General features: G+C 46.0%; 29 protein-coding genes. All 29 read right to left on the reverse strand.

What is annotated here, in order from left to right:
• Positions 1 to 4: 4 nt before the first annotated feature.
• Positions 5 to 913: a MinD/ParA family protein gene (locus tag BK126_RS02475; RefSeq protein WP_076311133.1), complete on the reverse strand. Its 909-nt coding sequence runs from the start codon at positions 911 to 913 to the stop codon at positions 5 to 7.
• A complete protein-coding gene (gene flhF / locus BK126_RS02480) occupies positions 906 to 2207 on the reverse strand; it encodes a flagellar biosynthesis GTPase FlhF (protein ID WP_076311134.1) in 1302 nt (433 codons plus the stop codon). The genes BK126_RS02475 and flhF overlap by 8 nt, the downstream gene beginning before the upstream one ends.
• A complete protein-coding gene (flhA, locus tag BK126_RS02485) occupies positions 2204 to 4237 on the reverse strand; it encodes a flagellar biosynthesis protein FlhA (RefSeq protein ID WP_076311135.1) in 2034 nt (677 codons plus the stop codon). Before flhA ends, flhF begins: the two co-directional genes overlap by 4 nt.
• Positions 4237 to 5346, reverse strand: a complete 1110-nt coding sequence (gene flhB / locus BK126_RS02490) for a flagellar biosynthesis protein FlhB (RefSeq protein ID WP_143757654.1) — start codon at positions 5344 to 5346, stop codon at positions 4237 to 4239. Before flhB ends, flhA begins: the two co-directional genes overlap by 1 nt.
• Positions 5347 to 5378: 32 nt before the next feature.
• On the reverse strand, positions 5379 to 6167 hold the full coding sequence (gene fliR, locus BK126_RS02495; RefSeq protein ID WP_076311137.1) for a flagellar biosynthetic protein FliR: 789 nt from the start codon (positions 6165 to 6167) through the stop codon (positions 5379 to 5381).
• 12 nt (positions 6168 to 6179) lie between these two features.
• On the reverse strand, positions 6180 to 6449 hold the full coding sequence (gene fliQ / locus BK126_RS02500) for a flagellar biosynthesis protein FliQ (protein WP_076311138.1): 270 nt from the start codon (positions 6447 to 6449) through the stop codon (positions 6180 to 6182).
• A gap of 35 nt (positions 6450 to 6484) precedes the next feature.
• Positions 6485 to 7243, reverse strand: a complete 759-nt coding sequence (gene fliP / locus BK126_RS02505; RefSeq protein ID WP_047909708.1) for a flagellar type III secretion system pore protein FliP — start codon at positions 7241 to 7243, stop codon at positions 6485 to 6487.
• Complete coding sequence (locus BK126_RS02510) at positions 7240 to 7731, reverse strand: flagellar biosynthetic protein FliO (protein ID WP_076311139.1); 492 nt, start codon at positions 7729 to 7731, stop codon at positions 7240 to 7242. The genes fliP and BK126_RS02510 overlap by 4 nt, the downstream gene beginning before the upstream one ends.
• Positions 7732 to 7740: 9 nt before the next feature.
• Positions 7741 to 8106, reverse strand: a complete 366-nt coding sequence (locus tag BK126_RS02515; RefSeq protein WP_047909710.1) for a response regulator — start codon at positions 8104 to 8106, stop codon at positions 7741 to 7743.
• 30 nt (positions 8107 to 8136) lie between these two features.
• Positions 8137 to 9429 carry a flagellar motor switch phosphatase FliY gene (gene fliY, locus BK126_RS02520; protein ID WP_076311140.1) on the reverse strand — a complete coding sequence of 431 codons (1293 nt, stop codon included), beginning with the start codon at positions 9427 to 9429 and terminating at the stop codon, positions 8137 to 8139.
• The gene (gene fliM, locus BK126_RS02525) at positions 9419 to 10417 is read right to left on the reverse strand and encodes a flagellar motor switch protein FliM (protein WP_076311141.1); all 999 of its coding nucleotides are present in this window, start codon (positions 10415 to 10417) and stop codon (positions 9419 to 9421) included. Before fliM ends, fliY begins: the two co-directional genes overlap by 11 nt.
• Positions 10418 to 10466: 49 nt before the next feature.
• Positions 10467 to 10931, reverse strand: coding sequence for a flagellar basal body-associated FliL family protein (locus BK126_RS02530; protein WP_047909713.1), 465 nt, complete (start codon positions 10929 to 10931; stop codon positions 10467 to 10469).
• A 1-nt stretch (position 10932) separates the two neighbouring features.
• Positions 10933 to 11157 (reverse strand): flagellar FlbD family protein, encoded by a 225-nt coding sequence (locus BK126_RS02535; RefSeq protein ID WP_047909714.1) that lies wholly within the window; start codon positions 11155 to 11157, stop codon positions 10933 to 10935.
• Between the two features lie 62 nt (positions 11158 to 11219).
• On the reverse strand, positions 11220 to 12035 hold the full coding sequence (gene flgG / locus BK126_RS02540; RefSeq protein WP_076311142.1) for a flagellar basal body rod protein FlgG: 816 nt from the start codon (positions 12033 to 12035) through the stop codon (positions 11220 to 11222).
• 84 nt (positions 12036 to 12119) lie between these two features.
• Positions 12120 to 12506, reverse strand: coding sequence for a TIGR02530 family flagellar biosynthesis protein (locus tag BK126_RS02545; RefSeq protein ID WP_076311143.1), 387 nt, complete (start codon positions 12504 to 12506; stop codon positions 12120 to 12122).
• Complete coding sequence (locus BK126_RS02550) at positions 12503 to 13024, reverse strand: flagellar hook capping FlgD N-terminal domain-containing protein (protein ID WP_076311144.1); 522 nt, start codon at positions 13022 to 13024, stop codon at positions 12503 to 12505. The genes BK126_RS02545 and BK126_RS02550 overlap by 4 nt, the downstream gene beginning before the upstream one ends.
• A 21-nt stretch (positions 13025 to 13045) precedes the next feature.
• Positions 13046 to 14533, reverse strand: coding sequence for a flagellar hook-length control protein FliK (locus tag BK126_RS02555; protein WP_076311145.1), 1488 nt, complete (start codon positions 14531 to 14533; stop codon positions 13046 to 13048).
• Between the two features lie 38 nt (positions 14534 to 14571).
• Entirely contained in the window at positions 14572 to 15513 is a 942-nt protein-coding gene (locus BK126_RS02560; RefSeq protein ID WP_076311146.1) for a MotE family protein, read from the reverse strand.
• A 41-nt stretch (positions 15514 to 15554) separates the two neighbouring features.
• On the reverse strand, positions 15555 to 15998 hold the full coding sequence (gene fliJ, locus BK126_RS02565) for a flagellar export protein FliJ (RefSeq protein ID WP_047909720.1): 444 nt from the start codon (positions 15996 to 15998) through the stop codon (positions 15555 to 15557).
• Positions 15999 to 16009: 11 nt separating this feature from the next.
• Positions 16010 to 17329, reverse strand: a complete 1320-nt coding sequence (gene fliI, locus BK126_RS02570; protein ID WP_076311147.1) for a flagellar protein export ATPase FliI — start codon at positions 17327 to 17329, stop codon at positions 16010 to 16012.
• A complete protein-coding gene (locus tag BK126_RS02575; RefSeq protein WP_076311148.1) occupies positions 17316 to 18170 on the reverse strand; it encodes a FliH/SctL family protein in 855 nt (284 codons plus the stop codon). The genes fliI and BK126_RS02575 overlap by 14 nt, the downstream gene beginning before the upstream one ends.
• Positions 18163 to 19176 (reverse strand): flagellar motor switch protein FliG, encoded by a 1014-nt coding sequence (fliG, locus tag BK126_RS02580; RefSeq protein WP_047909723.1) that lies wholly within the window; start codon positions 19174 to 19176, stop codon positions 18163 to 18165. The genes BK126_RS02575 and fliG overlap by 8 nt, the downstream gene beginning before the upstream one ends.
• An 11-nt stretch (positions 19177 to 19187) precedes the next feature.
• Positions 19188 to 20774 carry a flagellar basal-body MS-ring/collar protein FliF gene (fliF, locus tag BK126_RS02585; protein ID WP_076311149.1) on the reverse strand — a complete coding sequence of 529 codons (1587 nt, stop codon included), beginning with the start codon at positions 20772 to 20774 and terminating at the stop codon, positions 19188 to 19190.
• Between the two features lie 37 nt (positions 20775 to 20811).
• The gene (fliE, locus tag BK126_RS02590; protein ID WP_076311150.1) at positions 20812 to 21117 is read right to left on the reverse strand and encodes a flagellar hook-basal body complex protein FliE; all 306 of its coding nucleotides are present in this window, start codon (positions 21115 to 21117) and stop codon (positions 20812 to 20814) included.
• A 60-nt stretch (positions 21118 to 21177) separates the two neighbouring features.
• Entirely contained in the window at positions 21178 to 21627 is a 450-nt protein-coding gene (flgC, locus tag BK126_RS02595; protein WP_076311151.1) for a flagellar basal body rod protein FlgC, read from the reverse strand.
• A 7-nt stretch (positions 21628 to 21634) separates the two neighbouring features.
• Complete coding sequence (gene flgB / locus BK126_RS02600; RefSeq protein ID WP_076311152.1) at positions 21635 to 22039, reverse strand: flagellar basal body rod protein FlgB; 405 nt, start codon at positions 22037 to 22039, stop codon at positions 21635 to 21637.
• Between the two features lie 499 nt (positions 22040 to 22538).
• On the reverse strand, positions 22539 to 23933 hold the full coding sequence (hslU, locus tag BK126_RS02605; RefSeq protein ID WP_076311153.1) for an ATP-dependent protease ATPase subunit HslU: 1395 nt from the start codon (positions 23931 to 23933) through the stop codon (positions 22539 to 22541).
• 40 nt (positions 23934 to 23973) lie between these two features.
• The gene (hslV, locus tag BK126_RS02610) at positions 23974 to 24516 is read right to left on the reverse strand and encodes an ATP-dependent protease subunit HslV (protein ID WP_047909727.1); all 543 of its coding nucleotides are present in this window, start codon (positions 24514 to 24516) and stop codon (positions 23974 to 23976) included.
• A gap of 81 nt (positions 24517 to 24597) precedes the next feature.
• Complete coding sequence (gene trmFO / locus BK126_RS02615) at positions 24598 to 25929, reverse strand: FADH(2)-oxidizing methylenetetrahydrofolate--tRNA-(uracil(54)-C(5))-methyltransferase TrmFO (protein WP_076311154.1); 1332 nt, start codon at positions 25927 to 25929, stop codon at positions 24598 to 24600.
• Positions 25930 to 25965 lie beyond the last annotated feature (36 nt).

The following is a 25965-nucleotide window of genomic DNA, read 5'->3' on the forward strand; positions in this document are numbered from 1 at the left end:
TTGTTTATTGGGCCGTCTTTCTCAACCACTTGGCAACAAATCCTCTTAAGCCCTGCCCACCGCTCGATATCGTTCTGCCCATCTCTGTGTAGCTCAGCGAGATTCGTTCCATATCCTTAGCAGCTGTGCAGTTCGGATACAGGGTAGTAAATGGCGTTTGCTTCTTAACCGCACGCATCACATGACTATCCTCAGTGACATACCCGAGCAGCGGAATATCAGCCCCCAAAAATCGTTTAGCAACCAGCTGTATCTTTGAGCTGACTTGGTCGGCCTCGCGCTTGTTCTCCGCCCGATTGACGATGATGCCGAATGGACTGTGACCGTTAATTTTGTGCATCATTTTAATGAGTGCATAAGCATCCGTGATCGCCGTGGGCTCCGGGGTCGTCACAACAATACATTCATCTGCAGCCGCGATAAAGCTTCTGTTCTCCAGTGATAATCCCGCACCGGTATCAAAGAAAATATAATCCATTTCCGAAGCCAGGCTCTCCAAATCAGTGGTGAATGCATCAATATCCTGTTCCGTTAGAGACAGAAGTTCTACGAATCCGGACCCTCCTGCGATATACGGAAGCCCCATCGGTCCGAGTTGTATAATCTCTGAGATCCTTTTCTCCCTGGTCAGCACATGATATAGACTGAATTTGGAGGAGACCCCCATAAGCACATCAATATTGGCCATTCCCATATCAGCGTCAAATACGAGAACCTTTTTGCCGGCGGCATGAATTTTTAATGCCAGGTTTAGAGTGAAATTGGATTTCCCTACTCCACCCTTGCCGCTTGCAACGGCAATTAATTTAGCCTGTTTCTTCGCTGTTTGCTTCTTTATGCGATTCTCTTCCGTAATCTTCGGAATGGGCCTTGCTGCCATCAATTCTCTAAGAGATGCAGCCTGATCACTCATTCTCATCACTTCCCATTATGCAATCTGAGAGCGTCCTGGCATCCGGCACCATAAGATCATCTGGCACATTCTGACCAACCGCTATGTAAGACAGTGCCACAGGGTAACGGTACAGAACATTAAGAATGGAACCGAGACTATCCGTTTCATCCATTTTGGTAAAGATGACTTTGGACAGGCCATATTTGGTGAAATGGTCCAAAATGACGAGCATATCCTCTGTCTTAGAGGTGAGGCTCAGTACTAGCACCATCTCGCTGTTGGGTTCATCGAGAAGCAGGCTGTTCAGTTCAGATACCAGCATTTCATTACGATAGTTACGTCCTGCGGTATCCATAAAAATAAGATCACAATCTGCAAGGCGTTCTAGGGCCCGCTTGGTATCTGCCGGTGACTGAACCACCTCTAGCGGAACTCCCAGTATTGCGGCATAGGTTCTCAGCTGCTCGACAGCGGAGATCCGGTACGTATCCGCAGTAATAAGCCCGACCTTGCGCTTGTACTTAAACATTTGCTCAGCAGCCAGCTTGGCAATGGTCGTCGTCTTACCCACGCCCGTAGGTCCCGCAACGTAAACAATACGTGTATCCTGCGCAATTCCAGCATCTATTCGTGCTTCAAGGAATTGCCTTATCTCTTCCTTGACTAGTGCCAAGCCACTCTGCTCGGTCTGTTCCGTCCACTGCTCCTGTACTTCATCAATCCATTTCATCCATAATTCATCGATGACACCCTGCTGAATCAGTTTGACACGTGCTTCATTCAGATTGCTCGGCAGCACGGCTTCATGGGCATCTCGCTTAGCAAACGAAGTCATCATCTGCTTCAACTGCTGTATTTCAGTCAGCAGAGCCTGATCGGTAGAAGCGGAAAAATCCGCCCCTTCCGGGTGCGGCTCCTGAACAGGAAGTGATGGAAGGACTGATGAATGTGGTCCCCTGTAGGATGGATTCGCTTGCTTCACATCCTCCTGTTTTTCCTTGGCCGGTGCTTGTTCTCCGTTATTCATACCTTGTGCTACTTTGCGGTAAGCATCTGGGGCCATTGCTCTTGGTATTGGTCTTGGCTGAGCCGGAGAGACCGGCGGGCTTGCTTGCAGATTGGCCGGTGCCCCCGAACCCGCCTGCTCCTCAACCGCCGCTACGACCTCTATCTTTTGCTTGCGGAACAGTCCGGCAAAACCGCCTGTCTTGATCGATTTCGTCGACAAGATGACTGCATCTGCTCCTAGCTCACTGCGAATCAGGCCCATTGCCTCGGGCATGGTATCCACTATATATTTTTTCACTCTCATAGATTAACCACCCCGACACTTTGAATTTCAACATTAGGCTCCAGTTCGCTGTAGGACAACACCGGTATATCCTGCATCGTTCTTTCGATCAATTGCCGCAAATACATCCGGATTGTCGGTGAAGTAAGCACGATCGGTTGTTGACCCGTCTGAATCAGCCGATTCACTTGCTCCATCAGCTTCTGATACAGCGTCTGACTAGCTACTGGATCAAGCGCAAGATAGCTCCCTTGCTCCGTCTGCTGGACACTCTCGGCAATCTTCTTCTCCAGATTCGGTCCTACCGTAATGACCCGCATCGTCTCCCCTTTTTGGGTATACTGCTGTGTAATCTGTCTGGATAGAGCTTGTCTGACATATTCCGTAAGTACATCCGGATCCTTCGTATAAGTACCGTAATCCGCGAGCGTCTCAAAAATAGTCACCATATCTCGGATCGAGATTTTCTCACGAAGCAGTTTAGCCAGTACTTTTTGAACATCTCCAATGGATAATACAGATGGAATCAGCTCATCAACCAGTGCAGGATAATTCTCTTTCAAGTTATCCACAAGAGCTTTCGTTTCCTGACGACCCAGGAGCTCATGTGCATGCTTCTTAATCATTTCGGTCAAATGCGTTGCCACAACCGAAGGTGGATCTACAACGGTATAGCCGGACAGTTCGGCGCGATCCTTGGTTGCTTCATCGATCCATAAGGCGGGAAGGCCAAATGCAGGCTCGGTTGTCTCAATTCCGGTTATAGAATCATCATCATATCCTGGACTCATCGCCAGATAGTGATTGAGCAGAAGCTCGCCGCTCCCGACAATATTTCCTTTAATCTTAATCACATATTCACTGGGTCTTAGCTGAATATTGTCTCTTATCCGAATTACCGGAACGACGAGTCCCAGCTCAAGAGCACATTGTCTTCGAATCATGATGATACGATCGAGCAAATCTCCACCCTGCCCTGTATCTGCTAAGGGAATAAGTCCATATCCAAATTCGAATTCGATCGGATCCACTTGCAGCAGGTTAATTACACTTTCCGGACTACGCACCTCTTCAATCTGCTGCTCTTCTTCCATCTGTTCATCACTAATCTGCTGTTTATTCAAATTCTGCTGCATCTTCCAGCCAGCGAAGAAGAGAAGTAACGCAAGCGGCAGTGTTGTAATCAGCTGAATGGGTGTGAAGAATCCTAGGAATGCTACCGTCGCTCCAACAATATATAGAAGCTTTGGATAGGAGAAGAGCTGGGATGTAATATCATCCGCCATAGTACCATTAGAAGCTGCACGCGTAACGATAATACCGGATGCGGTAGAAATAAGCAGTGCAGGGATCTGACTGACCAATCCATCACCGATCGTTAGCAGTGAATAAGTAGACAATGCATCACCAAAGCTCATGCCCATCATTACCATCCCAATGATAAAACCACCGACAAGATTAATGATCAGGATAACGATACTGGCAATTGCATCTCCTTTAACAAACTTGCTCGCACCATCCATCGCTCCGTAAAAGTCCGCTTCGCGTTCGATTTTGCTTCTGCGCTCTTTCGCTTGATGCTCATTAATAAGTCCTGCGTTCAAATCCGCATCTATACTCATCTGCTTCCCGGGCATCGCATCGAGGGTGAAACGAGCTCCTACCTCCGCTACGCGCTCCGAGCCTTTCGTAATGACAATAAATTGAACGACGACCAGGATCAGAAACACGATGAAACCGATAACCGGCTGCCCGCCTGAGATCCAGCTTCCGAACGTGGCCACAACCTGACCGGCATAAGCATCCTGCAAAATATGCTTTGTCGTTGCAAGGTTAAGTGCCACACGAAATAGAGTCGTCACAAGCAGCAAGGAAGGGAATATGGAGAATTCCAGAGCTTCCTTCGTATTCATCGCTACCAGCAATATAACCAAAGCTATTGCGATGTTGATAACCAGCAGTGCATCAAGTAGTCCAACAGGAATAGGGAGAATCATCATTAGCACGATGCCGATGATCCCGATCAGGATTGATAGGTCTTTAATTTTCACTAGTTTCCATGCCTCCGATTCCCCTTATGATTCGATCTTCCTTTTAATTTGTAAACATAGGCAAGAATTTCAGCGACAGCCTGGAAGAGATCCGCCGGAATTGAATCTCCGATCTCTGTCCTTTGGAACAAGGCTCTGGCTAGAGGCTTGTTCTCCATTAGCGTCACTCCATGCTCTTTGGCGGTCTCCCGAATGCGCAGCGCCATATGATCTGCGCCCTTCGCTATGACCGTAGGAGCCTCCATTTCATTGCCATCATATTTCAAAGCGACTGCAAAGTGAGTAGGATTCGTAATGATGACGTCCGCATTGGGAACTTCCTGCATCATCCGCTGCATCGCCATACGTCTTTGCCGTTCGCGAATTTTCGCTTTAATGAGAGGGTCTCCCTCCATCTTCTTATACTCATCCTTGATGTCCTGTTTGGACATTCTAATGTTCTTCTCATGTTCGTATCTCTGATACATGTAATCCAGGATAGAAAGCACAAATAAGGCTGCGCCAATATTGATTCCAAGGTCCAGCGTCATTTCCGCTGCGAATTTCAAGATTCCATCCAGTGACAACAGGCTGAGGCCTGCGAATTCATCACGTGCACCCCATAAGATGTCATAAACCAAATAGCCAATAATGACGAGCTTAAGAACGGACTTTAACAGTTCTACAAGGGCTCGCATGGAAAAGATGTTCTTGAAGCCCTTGATCGGATCCAGCTTGCTGAATTTAGGAGTGACTCCTTCGCCTGTCAGCAAAAATCCCACCTGAATATAATTGGCCGCAAAACCAATGATCACCGCGATGGCAAAGATCGGAGCAAGGAGGATAAGTATCTCCATTCCAAACTGTCCGAACATAACCATTACGTTCTCGCTCGTTACTTGCATGTTCAGCCTGTTAACAAAGATATCCTTGAAGAGGTCTGCAATGCGTTCCTTGTAAAATTCACCAAAGATGAGCAGACACATGAAACAGGAGAGTAAAATGGCTGCTCCGGATATTTCCATACTTTTGGCCACTTGGCCCTTTTTACGAGATTCCTGACGTTTTTTCGGGGTAGCCTTCTCCGTCTTCTCCCCTGAGAACATCTGCAGGTCCAGTTTAAATCTCATTGCTGCTACCCCCGCCACCGCAGATTCAAGCCTTAAGCTCCTTGTTTAATCACTTCCAGAACTCCCTGCATAGCTTCAAACATGACTGCGAATAAATTTTCAAATAAATATAACAAGCCTGGTATAGTGATCAGCATCATCGCGAGTCCTACCAGAATTTTTAACGGAACACCTATGACAAACACGTTGAACTGCGGCGCAGTTCTTGCTAAGAAGCCGAGACCCACATCTGTCATAAACAGAGCGACAACAAGAGGTGCTGCCAGCTGAAATGCGAGCATAAACGCCTGAGCGAAGGCTGTTATGATTAACTCAGCGATATTCCCACTTGCGATTGCTGCAAAAAAATCATTCCCTACCAGCGGTACCCACTCGTAGCTGTACACGATTGCATCCAGCATTCGATGATGACCGTTCATGGTTAGAAACAACAGGACAGCAAAGGCATACTTCACATTCCCTGTCAAAGGAGCAGCTGCGCCTGTCATGGGGTCGTAGACATTTGCCATCCCAAACCCGATCTGAATATCGATAAATGCACCTGCTGTTTGGATCGCTGTGATCATGAGTAGTGCGATGTAGCCCAGCAGCAGACCCATCAGTATTTCTTTCACAATGAGCAGAATGTATTGACCATCCATCGGAATTGACTGGCCCAAGCCAAATGTGAGGTACACAATGACGGTAATAAAAAAAGATATTCCGATCTTAAATACCCCTGGAACCCCTGGCGTAGAAAATATAGGTGCTGCTACAAAAAATGCTGTAATTCGACAAAAAATAAGCAGAGCGACAGAAAAACCTTGAAGCATCATCTCCATGTTTGTATATGCCTACCCGATATAAGTATGAAGATTATTCAAAATGTTAAATGTAAAATCGACCATTGTTGCAAGTATCCATGGCCCAAATAACAACAGTGCCACTAGCACCGCAATAATCTTGGGAACAAAAGCCAGTGTTTGCTCCTGGATCTGTGTCGTCGCTTGAAAAATACTGATAATAAGACCTACCACAAGCCCTAATACAAGCATTGGTGCACTGATTTCCAGTGCGATAAAAATTGCTTGCCCTGCCAGTTCAATGATAAAATCGGACGTCATGGCCGCTTGCCTCCAATGTCTAGATGCGCCCTAGTTTAAGGACTGAAACTTAATAACAGAGATTTTACGACCAAATACCAGCCATCCACCAGAACAAAGAGAAGGATCTTGAAGGGCAGTGATATCATGACCGGCGGGAGCATCATCATCCCCATCGCCATAAGTACACTCGACACGACAATATCAATGACTAGAAATGGAATAAATATCATAAAGCCCATCTGAAATGCAGTTTTCAATTCACTTATGGCATAGGCCGGAACAAGTACATGTAAGGGAATATCCTCATAGGACTCGGGTTGCTCCGCTCCGGTGTATTCCATAAACAGCAGCAGATCCTTCTCTCTTGTATGAGAGAACATGAATTCCTTCATCGGCTCAGCTGCCTCCTCCAGTGCTTCCGTCTGAGTAAGCTCTCCTCTCAGATAAGGCTGGAGTGCGACTTCATTCATTTGTGATATGGTTGGAGACATAATAAACAAGGTCAGAAAAAGGGCCAGTCCGACAAGCACTTGGTTAGGCGGCATTTGGTTCGTACCGAGCGACGTTCTGACAAAGCTCAGGACGATAACGATCCTAGTAAAGCTTGTCATTAATACGAGAATTGCAGGTGCAATGCTTAATACCGTAATGAGTAAAATAATAGATAATGCACTTGTGCTCGGTTCTTCGCCTTCCGTATTCCCGAACTCAATGGAGATATCAGGGATCGGCTGTGCCGCAAAGGCCTCTGTACCATTGAATACCGTCAGGCACACCCACAACAGACATGCAACTACAATCTTCTTATTCATGAATCCCTCGACCGATCTCTAGTATCTTCTTGAAGCCAGTCTTCCATCTGTTCCTTGCGATCTGGCATTCCTTGAAGTTTCTGTTCAAATAATTGCTTAAAATCAGCTTCATCAACTTCTTCAGACTTGGCCCGATTTCGGTTAAGCCTGGTCTTCAGCTTCTCAATCGTTGAGAGGAGTGATGCTGTTTCCCTTCCTTCAAGCTCGAATTGCTTCATTAGCTGACTGATCTCCTCGGGATCAGCTAAGGTATCAATGACATTGATATCCTCACCAACCCCAAGGATATATAGTTTACTGCCTATTTCAACGATTTGAATGGATTTGCTCGGTCCAAGACCGACTCCGCCAACAATTCTCATCGCTTTCTTTTGGAAAAAATGCTGATTCTTACGACCCAGCCAGCGTATAAGCAGCACGATGGCTGCGATGATCGCAATAAGGACTATAATTACCCATAACAGCTGGCCATAATAGCTGGTTTCCATCGGTATCGATTAAATGCCTAACGTCTTATTAATTGCTTCGATAACACGATCGGATTGAAACGGCTTCACGATGAAGTCCTTCGCACCTGCCTGAATGGCGTCAATAACCATTGCCTGCTGTCCCATTGCAGAACACATGATGACTTTAGCATTAGGCTCGATTTTTTTGATCTCCTTCAATGCAGCAATACCGTCCATTTCTGGCATGGTGATATCCATGGTGATCAAGTCAGGACGAAGCTCCTTATACTTTTCAATAGCCTGTGCTCCATCTTGCGCTTCTCCCACAACCTCAAACCCGTTTTTTGTCAGAATGTCCCGAATCATCATTCTCATAAATGCTGCGTCGTCCACGATTAGAATTCGATTTGCCATGTTAGTTAAAATCCTCCCCAAAAATTATGCTTATTGTATTTTCTGTAGTCGGTCCCATTCACTGATGATATCTGTTACACGTACACCAAAGTTCTCGTCAATAACAACGACCTCGCCCTTAGCGATCAGCTTCTGGTTTACAAGAATATCTACAGGCTCACCGGCAAGCTTGTCCAGTTCAATAATTGATCCCTGAGATAGTTCCAAAATATCCTTAATTTGCTTCTGGGTCCTTCCTAATTCTACGGTGACTTTAAGCGGTATGTCCATCAATAAATTCAAATTATTGTCGCTTTGCTGCCCAAAATTTCCATTTTGAAAGTTTGCGAATTGTACTGGTTGCACATTTACACCGCGTGCGTGCATATTTCCGTAATGCTGTGGTTCGTTATACTGCATATTCGGCATTTGCTGCGGCATCTGTTGCTGCATTGGCGGCATCGCTGTTTGTCCCTGCCAAGGGTCCTGATATGGCATGCTTGGCATCTGCATCGATTCAGATGGTGCAGAAGGCATACTATTCGGATGCTCCTGCGGAGTGTGAACCGTAGGCTGCGCTGCCTGAGCTGGTGGTGCTGGTTCAGTCATCTCCTCGACCGCTGCAGCAGCTTCATTTGCAGCTTCATCCATAGGATCAGACGAACCATGGATCAGCATATGAACCATATTTTTCGCAAAATCGACTCTTAACAGCTGCATAATGTTCGAATCAATTAAATCTCCAATGAGCAGTCTGAAGGATACCTTAATCAGCGTTTCGTCCATTGGGAAATTGTTGAGCCCTTCACCGCTGGACATATTCAAAATGTCGATGCTTGGCGGCGAAATATTTACAAAGCGATTAAACAAAGTGGACATGGAGGTGGCTGAAGACCCCATCATCTGGTTCATTGCTTCTTGAACCGCACTGATATGAATTTCATTCAGTTCCTCATCCTGCGGATTCCCTTCACCGCCCAGCATCAAGTCAGCTATCACCTGCGCGTCGCGCTTTTTGATCACAAGGGAATTAATTCCTTCAAATCCGTCTACGTACGTAACATGTACGGTAACATGTGGTTTGGGGAACTCCTCTTCAAACTGTGACTTATTAATAATCGAAATTTTAGGTGTTGTTATATCTACTTTATTCCCGAGCAAGGTGGACAGCGCTGTTGCCGCACTCCCGAAGGTAATGTTTCCAATTTCGCCCAGTGCATCCTGCTCGAGCGGTGTGAGATAATCGTCAACCGTCTTGATTACAGGCTCTCCGCTGGAAATGGATTCAGATTGCTTCAATAGAGCATCTATCTCTTCCTGGGACAAATAATCTTTACTCGTCAAGCTCTTCAACTCCTTCAATCAGAATCTCATCGATCTGCACGGCTACTCGATCTCTAAGTGTACCGGGACTTCCCATAAATTTAGCTCGTTCCCCCACCTTGATCGTCAGCCCTTCCTCAACCGGCTTATTTAATGTAATGACATCTCCGACATTCAAGGATAGAAACTCTGCTATGGAAATATTCGACTCACCTAGTTCTGCGATAATGGGCAATTTCGCTTTTTTAACTCTTTCTTTTAAGGCTACGACTTCCTCAGGCGCTCTCGATTTCTTCTCGGATATAAACCACTGATGTGTCGACAGCTTGGACATGATCGGTTCAACTACCACATGTGGAATACATAAATTTATCATTCCTGTGGTGTCACCGATCTTGGTGCTGAGCGAAATAAGAGCAATGGTCTCGTTCGGAGATACAATCTGCATAAACTGCGGATTCGTCTCCAGTGCTTCCATTCTTGGTGTGATATCAAGTACCGTTTTCCACGCTTCTTGCAGGCTGTCGAATGCTTTGCTAAATATTCGTTCCATAATGGTAGTTTCAATCTCAGTCATTGAGCTGTTCTTGGCTGATGAGGTCCCGGGCCCGCCCAGTAAACGATCCAGCATCGCGTAGGCAACGTTGGGGTGCACTTCGAGCACCATTCTGCCTTGGAGCGGCTCCGCTTCAAATATGTTCAAGATCGTCATCTTCGGTATGGACCTAATAAACTCGTCATAAGGCAGCTGCTCAACCTGAACAACATTAATTTGAACAAAAGTTCGTAATTGTGCTGAAAAATAAGTCGTCAGATACCTCGCAAAGTTCTCATGTATGCGCGTCAGGCTTCGAATATGATCCTTCGAAAAGCGTACTGCACGTTTAAAATCGTAGGATCTGATCTTTCGCGCGGTTTCTTCCTTCTTGAGCTCTTCAGCATCCATCTCCCCAGAGGAAAGAGCAGCGAGGAGGGCATCAATCTCATTCTGTGAAAGTACATCAACCATTTATCTCACCCCCTTGCAGAAATAAAAATGAACTTGCCTAAGCTGCATTTTACAAGCCTGCTACCACGATAGAAGTTATTTTACTTTCCGTAACTCTGCCGCTTGGCAGTTCTTTATTAATGAGCTCTGTGAGCTCACTCAGGAACAAATCACGGTTCTTGCCGGACTCAAGCTGCTCAGGCTGAGTATCAGCTAGTTTCTGCAGTATAGCGGGCTTGATTTGAATTTCCTTGATCTTCTCAAAATCTTCTTTGGCTTCCTTGGAGTTGACCTGGAAAGCGAGGTTCAATTGCACAATATTCGTATATCCTGCAAGGTTGGTCTTGATGTCAGTAATTTCTGAAGTCAGCTCTACGATTTCATCTGCGGATAAATGCTTCGTCGCTGTACTTTCAGCCACTTCCTGATTTGAGCTCTCATCTGCATTTGTCCGATCTACTAACAGAACCACAGCAAGCACGATCAGGGTAATGCCAAGCATGATCGTAGAAAGCCAGGGTAACATCTTTTTCATATTAGGAATCCTCCGTTTGCTGCTGCACTTTTATCGTTGCTGCATGTATGCCTATTTCACCGTTATACTCTTTGATCTTGTTAATGATTTCGTCTGCCTTTTCTAATACAATCAAACGTTTACCTGTAACGAGAGTGACGTATGTATCCGGTGTTTCTTCTACAGTTTCTACGAGCAGCGCATTTAACCACATGGATGAACCATTTAATCTCGTCACTAATATCATGGGTTTTCCTCCCGCTTAAGTGCCTAAGGGAAGCTGTCAGCCTCCCCTAAGCTATCAAATTATTAACGCTTGAGGTTTACGACTTCAGTAAGCACTTCATCAGAGGTTGTAATAATACGTGAATTCGCTTGGAATCCGCGCTGTGCCACGATCATTTCTGTAAATTCACCTGTAAGATCGACGTTCGACATTTCCAGCTGTCCTGTAACAATCGCTCCAGTACCTGCTTCAGCGTCATTGGCAGTGACGATTTCAAGCTCTCCTTCTGGATTGGCATTCAAGGTCATACGGTACAGGTTGCCTCCCATTTTCTCAAGACCACCCGGATTTGCGACAAGTCCAATCCCTAGCTGAACATCTGCTGCTACGGTTCCATCCGCAAGCTGTGTATTAATCGTGCCATCCTGACCAATTGAAAAAGCCACCACTTCAGGGTCGATCACGATCGCTGCTCCATCGGAATCAAAGACAAACAATCCGTCAGAAGTCAGGAGATTACCATTTGCATCCACATGAAAATCACCAGCACGTGTAAGATAAGGCGGTTCTTGACCATCCGTAAGACCTACAAGAAAGAATCCATTTCCTTCGAGACGCAAATCCGTAGGATTGTTTGTCGTCTGGGCAGACCCAGCGAGGTGCAATGTATCAATTGAACCCACACTCACTCCAAGACCTACCTGTTTCGCATTTACTCCTCCACTCTCATCAGTTGGCGCGGTTGTTCCGGAGATCGTCTGGCTCATAATATCCTTGAACATTACCCGGCTGGATTTAAATCCGGTCGTATTCACATTCGCAATATTGTTACCGATCACATCAAGCTTGGTTTGGAATCCTCTCATTCCGGACACTCCGGAATACATAGACTTCAGCATTTCGCACTACCTTTCTTTTGTTCAGTTATTTTTGCCGCTTCAGTCGGTCCACGGCATGAAGGCTCTCCGTTTAGGGCCAGCCGGTTAAGATATAATTACTGCACTGTCAATCTGAGTAAATACATTGTCACTCATGGAATCCCCGTTCACTGCGGTTACCACAGTGCGGTTCGGTACATTTACAATAAAGGCCGTATCCTGCATCAGCACCAGCGTTTCCTTTGCTCCTTTTGCTGCCGCCTTATCAATTGCATCACCGAGCTTCATCAGCTGCTCATTCCCAAGCTCGATTCCACGCTGTGCAAGCCTTTTGGAAGCATGATGACTGAGCTTGACCCACTCCTGATTTAGCAGCTCTTGAAAAGAAGTTCCTGCCGCTGAGGAGCTCGTGCTCTTCTTGTTGACATCTCGAAGGCTTCCGGGTGTAACCGGTCCTGTATACAGCTGGCCTACTCTTAAAATGTCACTCATACCTGTGTACCGGATTGATCTTCAGACGATTCTTCATCAGCGAGCTCTGCATCTGGCTGCTGCACTTCTTCTCCCTCTGCTGGTGCTGGATCACTGATTTGTATGATGTCTGTGAGGGCTACTTCTTCATCACCGATCATGGCATACTGAATTTGATCACGAATTATGATGGACTCAACCTGTCCAGTAAGCACACCCGATTCTCCCGACTCCGCATCTTTTCCGATCCAGCTTACATTTTTGCCAATCAATCCGGATGCTGCTCCTAGAGATTGTGCCAAGCTCTCCAACTGGCCTGAAATATTGGTTAACTGTTCGACTGAAGTAAATTGTGCCATCTGAGCGATAAATTCTTTATCCTCCATCGGCTGCATCGGGTTCTGATTCTGCAGCTGGGTTATAAGAATTTTGAGGAATTGATCCTTGCCCATCTCCTGCGTTGATTTTCTGCTGGCTGCGGCCACATTGCCCGCGGAATAGTTCGGCCATACATTAGATGTTGAGATTATGTCTGCCACTCGTTACCACCTCACTTCCTATCAAGCTTTGGCTGTAAAGCCTTGGGTACGTTCTGCTGAAGGGAAGACCTCCAGTCCTTGCTGTTCTCGCATCCATGTTCGAAGCTCATCCTGCATTTCTACCGCCTGAATGGCATCTTCATCTCTTTGCTCACGTTCCCTGGATCTCCGTTCTCCTCCGGACTGTCCATTAGAACCTCCCCCATCCTGATACATATGGGAAGATAGTGATGTGTTCTGTGTGACTTCCAGTCTTTCGACTTGGATCCCCTGAGCCTGGAGTGTGGCTCTCAGCTGAGTGATCTGCTGCTCGAGCAAATCCTTGGCTATCACCTGCTCTGTCATAAAACGGGCAACGAGTTGTCCATTCTGCATGGATAGCTGAACATCAACCTGCCCTAAATGTTCCGGCCGCAGTGAAATGACCGCCTCCGCTACGCCGTTCTGTTTAACAAACTCGAACTTTTGAATGACAAACTCAGACATATCCTTCACAAATTGCCCCGCAGGTATTGCCATCTCAGATTTTGCAACGGGTGTTTGAACATTACCGCTGCGCAGTACGAGCTGACCCGCTGTTGTAGGTTCATTCTCTTTCCCTTGTTCACCATCTGAGGTTGAAGCCGAGGAGTCCGTCTCTTCAACGATGCTGGTCTTCGAAGCTTCTGTTGGAACAAGCTTGCCGGCTTCCTTGTCTGTCACCTGATTGGAGTCCTCCGTGGTGCTAACGGTATTCGTGCTGTCCTCACCCGCAGCTTTGAGCAGTTGCTCCATTAATGCAGAGCTGGCATTCTGGATCACAGCTTCCTTATTCGAAGACATATTTACGACTGTTGCTATTTGCTCTGTTACAACCTGTAATTTCTCTAGAGACTCTGTACTTATATCTGATTTTTGTAATAAATTCTTGAGAGAGGTAATCAGCTCTGTATGTAGGCTCTGCTGCACCAGGGCTTGTCCATCTGAACTCTTTGTCCCGCTCGCTTCAACCACTTGCTGTAATGCCTCTTGCACCGCATATTGGATCGTGTTCGGATCATTAGCCAGGATATTGACTATTTGCTGTGAAGTAGAATCCGATGATTCACTGCCTTCCTGAGCCGCTGGGTAATATGCATTCATGAATTGCGAGAGCCAAGCATTTAAATCGGCTAATAATTCTGAATCCTCTAGCAGAAGCTTCTCTTTGGAGTCTTCCAATGCTTTGATCAGGTTCTCAATCAGCTGTTCTGCTGCTGCGAAGAGCTCTGACTCATCCTGCAGTGCCAGATTCATTTCCTCCTCGGAAGCCGCCGTCATTCCGGCTGCGGCCATTAAAGTAAATAATCCCGCTTGATTGACGTCAGATGTGCTGCTGCCAGAAGATGAAGTTGTCCCCATCAATCCCTGTAGCTGTTCGAGAAAGGAAGGCTGCGTACTCGATCCCGTTCCGCTGCTGTTTCCTGCAAGTGTGCTGCTTGTTGATTCGACAGTCTGTGTCATCGCCATTTGCGGCAAGAAAGATATCATTTCTTTTTTTCACCTCCTTTCAAATCGCAAATTAAAGTCTATTTCCCACCCATAAGTCTATTCAGGATTTTGGCAGAAGCTTCTTTGTCAATGCCAGACATGCTGTCAAGGAGTTCTGCTCTCTTGGCATCATCAACCGTCTTAAGGATCGTAATGGCCCGATCAGAGCTGATCTTGTTCATCTCCAGAATAAGCTCTGCACCGCTTGCAGCCGACATGGATGAGAACGTTTGAGTAAGCTCATTCTGGTCCAGATTCCGACTGTTATTGGTCTGCGCCGTCTCTGCTGCGGGCTGACTTGCCGCGAGCTTCGATTGCAATGCCGCGATTGCCTTCACCTCTGATGTTGTTACTTCCTTGAGAGCTGAAGTCAATTCAGCAGCAGACTGTGGATTCATTTTCTCTAGAATGCCTATTCGTTCATCCGATTTCATCTCTGATAGAAGCTGTACCTGCTCTTCTTTTGTCATACTCTGAATAATTGGTGCCGCTTTGCTAGGCTTCATCTCACCATACATCTTGGCCAGGTCTCTGATCTCCTGCACATAAGGATCGACCTGTTCCTCGCCATCTTCCGCTCTGCTATCCTTCGCTTGCTCCAGCTGCTTAATTTCTTCTTCTAACTGTTTCACTTTGTCATCCTGCTGTGTCTTTTGCGCTTCTGCCTCGGCCAGATCCTTCTCAGCAGCCTCAAGGTCTGCTTTCAAAGTTTCGATTGTAGCCTGATCGCTCTCCATTTGCTGCTCCAGCTTTCTCTCTTTGACCAATTCAGGATCAAGTGCATCTTCAGGAATCCATTCTCTAACAATCGGAACTTGGCTTAAAAAAGCCATAGCCTTTTTCTTGAAGTCACCGTTCAGTACGATGAGAAGTACGGTAACGAGAACAGCTGTAAATACGATCGGGACTGCGATTACAAGGAATTTTTCCCATCCGCTGCTGGACTCTCGCTCCAGCTCTTCCTTATCCTTGCCTACCAAAACTCATACCTCCTCCGGCGCATTTCCTCACGTCACTGTCATTAACGTGCTTTGACTGCAAAGCGCACCGTTGCCATTTCATCCAGTTCATTTTGTTCCCGAAGGAGCATTTCCTGTTGAAAATGCATTTTTGCTTTTTCTCTTGCTTCCATCCAAACCTTCTCGTCCAGCATCTTGTCATTCAAAAAATCCTGATTCTTCTTCACGTTCACCTGTGCATAAGCCACGTCGTTGTTCTTACGGCTGATACATTCGTCCAGATAATGAATATATCGGTTCATTTCCTGAAGATTCGCAGCAGATAATGACTGCTGAGATGACGATGAGATGCCTTGGAGCATATTCTCTTTATCTTGAACCAGCTCCATAAGATGCTGCTCCTCTGACTTCAGCTTCCCAATTGCGGAGGATAGCAGCCATTCAGCTTGTGTTTTTTCAGTGGATTTAAGATCGACAACCTTCTGAAAATGATACGTGAATCTCATAACTTACTTGTTCATCTCCTCGAAAATTCTGTAATCAATCTCTGCATAACCTCGTCCAAATTCGTCTTCTCATCTACTTTTTGGCGAGTAAAATCCCAAATATCTCCGATTCGGTCGATAGACTCGTCAATTTCCGCATTAGAGCCTTTTTGATAAGCACCTATGTTAATCAGATCCTCCGAGTTCTTGAACACGGACATCAGTCTCTTTATATTTTCGGCAGCCTCAATCTGATCGCGGGGGGCAATGTCCTTCATCACCCGGCTTATACTCGCCAGCACATCAATGGCTGGGAAATGCCCTTTGTTGGCAATGCCCCGATTGAGCACGATGTGCCCATCGAGAATCCCTCTGACCGCATCGGCAATCGGTTCGTTCATATCGTCACCATCTACCAGCACGGTATAAAAAGCAGTGATTGAGCCCGTTGGTCCTGTACCCGCTCTTTCCAGCAATTTAGGGAGACTCGCAAATACAGACGGGGTATAACCTCTCATAGCGGGCGGTTCCCCAACGGCTAGACCAACCTCCCGCTGGGCCATCGCATATCTCGTAACAGAGTCCATCATCAGCATCACATTCATGCCTCGATCTCGGAAGTACTCTGCAATGGTTGTCGCAATGAGCGCCCCCTTAATCCTCACCAGTGCAGGCTGATCCGAGGTCGCAACGATGACAACAGACCGTTCCAATCCTTCTGGTCCCAAATCCCGCTCAATGAAATCGAGCACCTCACGTCCGCGCTCTCCAATCAGTGCGATGACATTCACATCAGCTGATGTATTTCTTGCGATCATACCCATAAGTGTACTTTTCCCTACCCCGGATCCGGCAAAAATACCTACACGCTGGCCTTTACCAATCGTGAGCAGACCGTCGATAGCCCGAACGCCAATGCTTATCGGCTCTTGAACTCTCGGCCTATTGAGCGGGTTAATGGGCGTACTAGAGGTGGAATAATGCTGCATTCTCGCGGGTATTAATGATCCATCCAGCGGCTGACCTAACCCATCCAGCACTTTTCCTAGCAGCTCAGATCCCACCTGTACATTCAGCGGTTTTCCTGTACCTACGACATCACATCCAGGGCCGATGGATTGCAGATCTCCAAGCGGCATCAGAAGCACTTTATTGTCTCTAAACCCGACAACCTCAGCCTTCAAAGGTGTCGATGACTGGCTGGGATAGATGAGGCATACATCCCCTATGCTGGCGTCTGGACCTTCCGACTCCACCATCAGCCCGATCACCTGCGTTACTTTTCCATTAATGCGAATCGGATCCAAATGTTTGAGCTGATCAATATATCTGTGTGAGCTAAGCACCTTCATACTGTCCTCGCTCCTCCTGATCAAGTGCGACTCTGATCAATTCCTTCTTGATCTCCGTCAATTGGGTATCTATTCTTGCATCCACACTTCCGTATGCTGAACGGATAACACAGCCACGGTCCTTGACAGAAGCGTCAGGCAATATCTTCAGCTCGGCTTGAGAATCAATTGCGAAGCTCAATTCCTCTCTCGCTGCTTGAACAAAGGAGAACTGGGATGGAGCGACACATAGAGTAATGACCCCTTGCTCTCGTTTGCGAGATAGATTCTTCTTGATCAGATCGAGCATGAGATCCGTATCCTCAGTCAGCTGTCTGTCAATGATTTTCTCCGCGATCGCACTGCTGAGCTCAACGAGGAAGGGCTCTGCTTCCTGGATGATCTGGTCCTTCGCTTGGTATGCTTCATTTAGCACTGCTTGAGCTTCAAGCATCTTAATCTCCACTTGCTCCTGAAGCTCCTTCTGTGCTTTGTCACACCCTTCGTCATATCCCTGTTTAAAACCCTCGGAGCGCAGCGCCTCAACTAAATGCTCATCCTGTAATCTTTTTTCTTCCCACCAGGCCTCGATCTGAGCTCTGCCCTCCTGCAGCATCCGTTCCGCTTCTTCTGCCGCTTCACGAATCTGCCTTTCTGCAAATTCTTTCGCATTATGAAGCATTTCTTCTTTTAGTTTTAGCGTTTCCTCATCAACACTCGGCTGTTGACCGATATGAGAAGTAACATCCAAATTGTCCGTAATTTGTTCCTCCTGCAGCTTATCTCCATACTCATGAACAGGTCTCAGCTGTTTGTGAGTATCCACCGGGACGTATTGGAAGGACTTAATCAAATTAGACAACGATATCATCTCCTCCGCCGCGAGCTATAATAATCTCACCAGCTTCTTCCAATCTTCTGATCGTTGCGACAATTCGAGTCTGTGCTTCTTCCACATCACGAAGCCTTACAGGACCCATGTACTCCATCTCTTCCTTGAACGTTTCGGACATGCGTTTCGACATGTTCGTGAATATCGCTTGACGCACTTCTTCACTCGCCACTTTAAGGGCAAGCTGCAGATCGGCATTGTCGATATCACGGATAATGCGCTGAATTGAACGGTTATCCACATTAACGATGTCTTCAAATACAAACATCCGTTTCTTAATTTCTTCTGCAAGCTCTGGATCTTGAATTTCGAGAGAGTCGAGAATGGTACGCTCTGTTCCCCGATCGACACCATTTAGAATCTGAACAATGGATTCAATACCGCCGGCATTAGTATAATCCTGAGTCACCGTTGCAGACAGCTTCTGTTCCAGAACCCGTTCCACTTGTGAAATGACTTCAGGAGAAGTGCTGTCCATGACGGCTACGCGTCTTGCGACATCGGCCTGTTTGTCCTGCGGAAGCGAGGACAGAATGGCTGCTGCCTGCTCAAATTGCAGATAGGACAGTACTAGCGCAATAGTCTGCGGGCTCTCGTTCTGAATGAAGTTAAGAATTTGATTCGGATCCGCTTTACGAGCAAAATCAAACGGTCTGACCTGAAGTGTAGCGGTTAGACGATTGATAACCTCCAGTGCTTTTTGTGATCCGAGTGCTTTTTCCAAAATTTCCTTGGCATAATTGATGCCGCCCTGCGAGATATACTCTTGAGCCAAGCAAATTTGATGGAACTCGGACATAATCAATTCTTTCTCTCCTGAATCCACCTTACGAACATTGGCAATTTCCAGCGTCAATTGTTCGATCTCTTCATCTCTCAAATGCTTGAAGATCTGCGCAGACACTTCAGGTCCTAATGTTATAAGCAATATGGCGGCTTTCTGCCGGCCTGTTAATCCGTTCCCCTGCTTAACCAACTCGTTCACCTCTATTCATCAGCTAGCCATGTACGAAGCAGGTTAACAAATTCATCTGGTTTCTTCTTGGCGAGTGTTTCCAGCTGTTTGCGCACTTGGCTTTCATTCGTGACTGTTTCCAAATTAATGGACGGGAACTCTGTAGGAACCTGGAGCGGAATATCTTCTTCGAACTCTTCTTCCTTGTTGCGCCGTCTTCTGTATATTAAATATCCACCGCCAGCAAGCAGTAATGCAGCGGCTGCAGCCAGCCCCCAGATCATGCCTGATGTGAGCTGAATTCCGGTTTGTTCCGCTTCTTGCACTTGTGCTGGTTTCTCAGTGACAGATACTCTCTGAGTCACTTGGTCTTCAGTATATTCAACCCCTGAGTTCGACAATGAGGATCTGACAATATTTTTAAGCACCTCTCTGATCTGTTCCGTGGTGTCTGATGTTTCATCGTCTTGATCATCATTTGGACTACCAGGTGATTCAACTGCTACATTAATGGTTAAATCTTTAACAACGTATGGACTCTGTACGATTTCTTTAGCAATGCGGTTCACTTCGTAATTGATGACAGAAGAGCTTTCTTCACCACTTGTGGTGGAAGCATCGGCTGCCGGGTAATTGACGACATCTTCTTCTCCAGTGCCAGCAACTCCGCCATCAGCAGAACCTCCGCCAGTATAACTGCTTTGAATATCCTGGACGCTGATTTCGATCCCCCTCATATTTTCTTCATCTACAGGAGTAACGAGATTTTGCGTTTCATTGACCTTGTCAAAGTTCAGATTAGATGTTACAAGCACGTCAACATTACTGCTGCCTGTAATACCCGTCAAAAACTCTCTGACTGTTTTCTCAATGTCCTCTTCATATTGCTTCTGAAGCTGCATGTTCTCCTGCACTTCACCGAGAACACTTCCACCACCGCGCTCCGTAGGTACGAGCTCCTCGCCTTGATCTGTTGAAATCGTAATATTCTCAATTGGCAGATGTGGAACAGCTGTTTTCAGCAAATTGAAATATCCGTCAACGGCCGCCTGCGAAGGCTGATACCCTGGTTGAAATTGAAGCACCGCAGATGCGGAAGCACTATCTTGAGCTGATGATGCAAACAAGCTTTCTTTTGGAAGATTAACTAGGACTTTAGCCTCAGATATCCCCTGCATACCTAATAGCATCTGCTCGATTTCACCATTAAAAGCATTGGCATACTTTACTTGGAATTCTTTGTCCGTCATACCCATTGCTGACGAGCCCTGCTCAAAGATGTCATATCCGATCGATCCATTCTGAATCAAACCTTGGGAGCCGACATCGACTTTTACACGAGCCGCTTGGGTACTTGGTATGGAAATTTCAGAGCCATCTGCGTTCAATTGAAACGGAATATTACCTGATTCCAAATAGCTGATTACTCCAGCAGAATCTCCTGCATCCAGCCCCGTAAACGCAACCTCATATTCCGTCTTGGAGAACTGTATCGTTAGAACCACAATCGCAATGATCAGGAATAAGACGGTCGAAATTAACATTACTTTTTGTTTTTTCGTAAATTTGTTCCAATACGCGGAAACCTTGTCCTTATATTGGGCAATTCTTTCGTTCACTGTGTCACCTCATCCGAAACTTTGCTATAAACATAAACTACATTTGGATCCGCATGATTTCCTGGTAGGCCTCGATTACCTTGTTTCGAACTTGGGTTGTCAGTTGCAGACTTAGGAGAGCCTGCTGTGATGCGACCATAACCTGATCAACATTTACGTTGCCAAGTACAAACTCGGTTGACATTTCGCTCGCATGTTTTTCTTGATCTGCCACTTGAGTGATTGCATCTTCAAGGTAGGAAGAGAATTGATTGATGGTTTCTGTTGGGGTCGAATTGCCCTGTGTCATGTTAACCTTAGGGGTTTGGATAGCTGAAGCTTTAAACATCGTATTTTCGATCACGATTTTCCCTCCCATTATCTTCACGATTATGTATTCACATCATTTTTCTCTAGCTTATTTCTAACGTCCGATCTCCAGTGCTTTCATCACCATGGCTTTGGAAGCATTAAGGGCAGTAACGTTTGCTTCATAGGATCTTGATGCACCTATTAAATCTACCATTTCTTTTGTTGTATCCACGTTAGGCATGTACACATACCCTTCTGCATTTGCATCCGGATGTGTCGGATTGTATACCGGCTTCAGTGGTGCCGTGTCCTCTTCAATCGCCGCGACTTTAACTCCCTGACCCACATTTCCGCCTTGCATCTCATTGTCTAGCATCTGCTTGAAGCTGGGCTGATTGGACTCGAGTACAACCATTTTTCGCTTGTATGGAACGGCTTCACCATTCTCGATCTTTGCTCTTGTCGTTTCACTGTTCGCTATATTCGAAGAAATCACATCCATGCGAAGCCGCTGAGCAGTTAATGCAGAAGCACTGATATCAAAGCTCTTACTGATGTTCACTTATGATCTATCTCCCTTCGGTTGCAGTGCGCATAATCTTGATATGTTCATTCACCAATTGAATATAAGAGTTATACCGCAGCTGATTTTCCGCCAAAAGACTCATTTCCTTATCTACGTCAACATTGTTGTCATTATTGCTCATAGCTGTACTGTTATCGGTGGTTGTGACAGCTGCTGGAATGAAAGAACTAGGACCAATGGGTATGTGTCTCTCATTCGTACGTCTTCCAGTTAAAGTCGGTGTTCCTTGCATTTCCTGTGCAAGCAGCTGCTCGAAGTGAACCTCTGAACGTTTGAAATAAGGAGTGTCACTATTCGCTATATTATTAGTAATCGCAAGTTGTCTGACGTTAGCTGCATCAATTCCTGCTTGCAATGTTCGAAAGCTTACATCATTCAGAAGATTAATCCTCGTCCTCTCCTTCCAGAATATTTAAACTATTACCATTTGAAAAATGAGACCTAGTTCAAATAATTTCGACAAATAAATCTGAACTTTACTCTTTTCCTAGGTCTTTAGTAGAAATAATAAGTTATTTGTCGTATATTCTAAGTTTCTTAGAGTTGGGCATTTATTACAATAAGAAAAAAGCCCTATCTTTTGCCAAAAACAAGGACTTAATATGTATAATTTTCAAAATATGTACATTCTCATGAAAATATAGTCCCATTCTTAGCTGTATATTTTCATAAAAAATTCTTAATTTCAGATAGGTCGATTTTAAGATTTCACTAAAAACGATATGATACTTTAGGAGGAAAAAGCGCGACAAACCGCATTTATTGTCATATTTGACTTGGAGACTGGTTGGATTTTTACCACAAAACAAGTATAGAATTGCACTAAGATGAAAATGCGCACACAAAAAGACTCTTTACAGAGAAATTCTCTATAAAGAGTCTTAATTCTACAAAATATACTGACTTAGATCACGGTCTTTCGCAATTCCACCGAGCTTCTCTCTTACATATTCCGGTGTAATTGTCATCTTCTCTAAGGTGAGTTCCGGCGCTTCAAAGGACAGATCCTCAAGCAGCTTCTCCAAGATCGTATGTAGACGACGAGCACCAATATTCTCCGTATTCAGGTTGACGGATTCTGCGATGTTCGCAATCTCCCGAATAGCTTCTGGAGAGAATTCAATCTCGATGTCCTCGGTTTTCAGCAGATCAACATATTGTTTGGTCAGCGCATTTTTCGGTTCTGTCAAGATAGATACAAAATCATCCAGAGATAGACTGCTGAGTTCTACCCGAATAGGAAAGCGTCCTTGGAGCTCCGGAATGAGATCTGACGGCTTCGACACATGAAAAGCACCTGCAGCTATAAACAGGATGTAATCCGTCTTTACAGGCCCGTATTTGGTCATTACAGTCGATCCTTCAACGATAGGAAGAATATCCCTCTGAACGCCCTCACGGGACACATCTGGCCCTGATCCTTGTCCACGACTTGCTACCTTATCGATCTCATCTATAAAAATGATACCGGACTGCTCCGCACGCCGAATCGATTCCTGTGTCACATCATCCATATCGATAAGCTTGCCCGCTTCCTCCTGAATAAGGACTTTACGTGCTTCCTTGATGGGCAGCTTGCGTTTCTTAGTACGTTTCGGGAGGAAGTTACCAAACATCTCTTGCATATTCATGCCCATTTGGTCATTTCCTTGACCGGCAAACATATCAAACATGTTAGGTGCATTATCCTCAACATCAATCTCGATCGTATCATTCTCAAGCTGGCCGGCCAGCAGTTCAAATTTCACTTTACGTCTGCGTTCATGGATAGAGGCATCTTGTGCCGGATCTTCCTCTTGCTGTGTCTGCTGATGATTGCCAAACAGCATTTCAAAAGGATTTTTTTGATTTTTTGATTTGTTAGCCGACGGGACAAGGATTTGCACAATACGCTCATTCGCATTTTCCTCAGCCTTGTCTTTGACCTTTTCCGTCTTCTCCAATTTGACAATCCGGATCGAAGTTTCAATCAAGTCTCGAACCATCGATTCGACGTCACGTCCGACATAACCTACCTCGGTGAATTTAGTAGCTTCTACTTTTACAAATGGAGCACCGACCAGCTTGGCGAGCCGTCTAGCGATTTCCGTCTTACCTACCCCTGTAGGTCCAATCATCAGTATATTCTTTGGCACAATTTCATCCTGGGCATCTTCCGGCAGCCTGCTTCGACGATATCTGTTACGGAGGGCAACAGCGACGGACTTCTTGGCCTGCTTCTGACCAACGATGTACTTATCCAGCTCAGCGACAATTTGTCTGGGAGTAAAAGCTTCGTTCATTATTTACATACCTCCTTTTATTCCTGTTCCTATTCAGAGTTTACAGTTCTTCAACGATAATATTACTGTTCGTAAACACGCAAATCTCGGAAGCTACAACCAAAGCCTCACGAGCCATATCCTTTGCTTCAAGCTCACCCGGATGCCGCTTCAGAGCTCTTGCAGCTGCAAGAGCATAGTTGCCGCCTGACCCGATGGCTAGAATGTCATCATCCGGTTCAATAATCTCCCCGCCTCCAGATATAAGCAGCATGCCCGTTTTGTCCATTACGATCATTAACGCCTCCAGCTTGCGCAGCACACGATCCTGACGCCAATCCTTGGCGAGTTCCACCGCAGCTCTTTGCAGATTGCCATGATGCTCCTCAAGCTTGCCTTCAAATTTCTCAAACAGAGTGATGGCATCAGCTACAGAACCAGCAAAGCCTGCAACAACCTGTCCGCGGTACAATCTCCGGACCTTCTTCGCTGTATTTTTCATTACCACACTCTGACCCATCGTAACCTGTCCATCTCCCGCGATGGCCGCCTTGCCATGATGACGCACCGCACAGATCGTCGTCGCATGAAATGTAGTTTCCATAATTGCTACCTCCCTTGATTCGTATATGGTAAAAACCCGGCACGTCGCTGAGAGACTTACCGGGCTTTCCTCAAGATGTCGCTATTGCACTGTGGAGAGACCTTGCTCTTGCTTGAAACGTCTTATGCTGTCTAACGCACGATTCGCCAGTGCCTCATTCTTTTCCTTCTTGTTCCGAATTTTCTGTTCCAGCTTCGGTAATAGTCCAAAGTTCGCATTCATCGGCTGGAAGTGTTTGAAATCAGCTGTCGTAATGTAGTTCGCCATACTTCCAAGCGTACTGTCTACGGGCAGCGTCGTCAGGTCTTTGCCTAGTGCCAGATTCGCAGCATTCATACCCGCAATCAGTCCTGAAGCTGCAGATTCCACATAACCTTCTACACCTGTCATCTGACCAGCAAAGAACAGATTGCTCCGATTCTTGAACTGATACGTAGGCTCAAGCAATTTTGGAGAGTTGATAAAGGTATTACGATGCATGACCCCATAACGCACAAATTCTGCATTCTCAAGACCTGGAATCATACCGAACACACGCTTCTGCTCTCCCCATTTCAGATGCGTTTGGAAGCCTACCAGATTATACAGCGTTCCTGCCGCGTTGTCCTGGCGCAGCTGGACAACGGCATAAGGGAGCTCTCCCGTATGCGGATTAACTAGACCCACAGGCTTCATCGGTCCGAATAACGCTGTCTGTTTACCGCGTTTCATCATAACCTCAATCGGCATGCAGCCTTCAAAATAAATCTCTTTCTCAAACTCTTTAAGCTCAGCAACCTCAGCGGCGATCAGAGCATCGTAGAAACGATCAAACTCTTCTTCATTCATTGGGCAATTGAGGTAAGCCGCTTCTCCCTTGTCATAACGGGATGCTAAATACACTTTGTTCATATCAATGGATTCTTTCTCTACAATCGGTGCGGCCGCATCGTAGAAATAGAAGTATTCTTCACCCATCAGATCTTTAATCTGTGTGGACAATGCAGGGGAAGTCAGAGGACCTGTCGCAATAACGACAATGCCATCCGTTGGAATCTCCTGGATCTCCTCATTCACCACTGTAATCAGCGGATGCTCATGCAGTGTATTCGTGATTTCACCAGAAAATCCATCCCGGTCAACAGCCAGTGCACCACCAGCAGGGACAGCGTTCCGATCGGCGGAGCCAATTACCAGTGAATCCAACATACGCATTTCTTCTTTTAATACACCTACAGCATTCGTCAGTCCATTCGCTCTTAGTGAATTACTGCACACCAGCTCAGCAAATTTATTCGTGTGATGGGCAGGCGTCTTTACGACCGGTCTCATTTCATACAGCTTTACCGGTACCCCTCGTTTAGCAATCTGCCAAGCAGCTTCACTTCCTGCCAGTCCTGCACCAATTACCGTTACTTGTTGTTTCTCGTTCATATTTACCCCCTCGCTGCATGTATCCAGGACTCTATA

The organism is Paenibacillus sp. FSL H7-0326 (genome assembly GCF_001955535.1).
Taxonomy (GTDB): domain Bacteria; phylum Bacillota; class Bacilli; order Paenibacillales; family Paenibacillaceae; genus Paenibacillus; species Paenibacillus shunpengii.

What these genes read in the sequence shown, in the direction of transcription:
- BK126_RS02475 (WP_076311133.1), bottom strand. Translation starts at nt 913, where the DNA reads ATGAGTGATCAGGCTGCATCTCTTAGAGAATTGATGGCAGCAAGGCCC.
- flhF (WP_076311134.1), bottom strand. Translation starts at nt 2,207, where the DNA reads ATGAGAGTGAAAAAATATATAGTGGATACCATGCCCGAGGCAATGGGC.
- flhB (WP_143757654.1), bottom strand. Translation starts at nt 5,346, where the DNA reads ATGAGATTTAAACTGGACCTGCAGATGTTCTCAGGGGAGAAGACGGAG.
- fliR (WP_076311137.1), bottom strand. Translation starts at nt 6,167, where the DNA reads ATGGAGATGATGCTTCAAGGTTTTTCTGTCGCTCTGCTTATTTTTTGT.
- fliQ (WP_076311138.1), bottom strand. Translation starts at nt 6,449, where the DNA reads ATGACGTCCGATTTTATCATTGAACTGGCAGGGCAAGCAATTTTTATC.
- fliP (WP_047909708.1), bottom strand. Translation starts at nt 7,243, where the DNA reads ATGAATAAGAAGATTGTAGTTGCATGTCTGTTGTGGGTGTGCCTGACG.
- BK126_RS02510 (WP_076311139.1), bottom strand. Translation starts at nt 7,731, where the DNA reads ATGGAAACCAGCTATTATGGCCAGCTGTTATGGGTAATTATAGTCCTT.
- BK126_RS02515 (WP_047909710.1), bottom strand. Translation starts at nt 8,106, where the DNA reads ATGGCAAATCGAATTCTAATCGTGGACGACGCAGCATTTATGAGAATG.
- fliM (WP_076311141.1), bottom strand. Translation starts at nt 10,417, where the DNA reads ATGGTTGATGTACTTTCACAGAATGAGATTGATGCCCTCCTCGCTGCT.
- BK126_RS02530 (WP_047909713.1), bottom strand. Translation starts at nt 10,931, where the DNA reads ATGAAAAAGATGTTACCCTGGCTTTCTACGATCATGCTTGGCATTACC.
- BK126_RS02535 (WP_047909714.1), bottom strand. Translation starts at nt 11,157, where the DNA reads ATGATATTAGTGACGAGATTAAATGGTTCATCCATGTGGTTAAATGCG.
- flgG (WP_076311142.1), bottom strand. Translation starts at nt 12,035, where the DNA reads ATGCTGAAGTCTATGTATTCCGGAGTGTCCGGAATGAGAGGATTCCAA.
- BK126_RS02545 (WP_076311143.1), bottom strand. Translation starts at nt 12,506, where the DNA reads ATGAGTGACATTTTAAGAGTAGGCCAGCTGTATACAGGACCGGTTACA.
- BK126_RS02555 (WP_076311145.1), bottom strand. Translation starts at nt 14,533, where the DNA reads ATGATATCTTTCTTGCCGCAAATGGCGATGACACAGACTGTCGAATCA.
- fliJ (WP_047909720.1), bottom strand. Translation starts at nt 15,998, where the DNA reads ATGAGATTCACGTATCATTTTCAGAAGGTTGTCGATCTTAAATCCACT.
- fliI (WP_076311147.1), bottom strand. Translation starts at nt 17,329, where the DNA reads ATGAAGGTGCTTAGCTCACACAGATATATTGATCAGCTCAAACATTTG.
- hslU (WP_076311153.1), bottom strand. Translation starts at nt 23,933, where the DNA reads ATGAACGAAGCTTTTACTCCCAGACAAATTGTCGCTGAGCTGGATAAG.
- hslV (WP_047909727.1), bottom strand. Translation starts at nt 24,516, where the DNA reads ATGGAAACTACATTTCATGCGACGACGATCTGTGCGGTGCGTCATCAT.
- trmFO (WP_076311154.1), bottom strand. Translation starts at nt 25,929, where the DNA reads ATGAACGAGAAACAACAAGTAACGGTAATTGGTGCAGGACTGGCAGGA.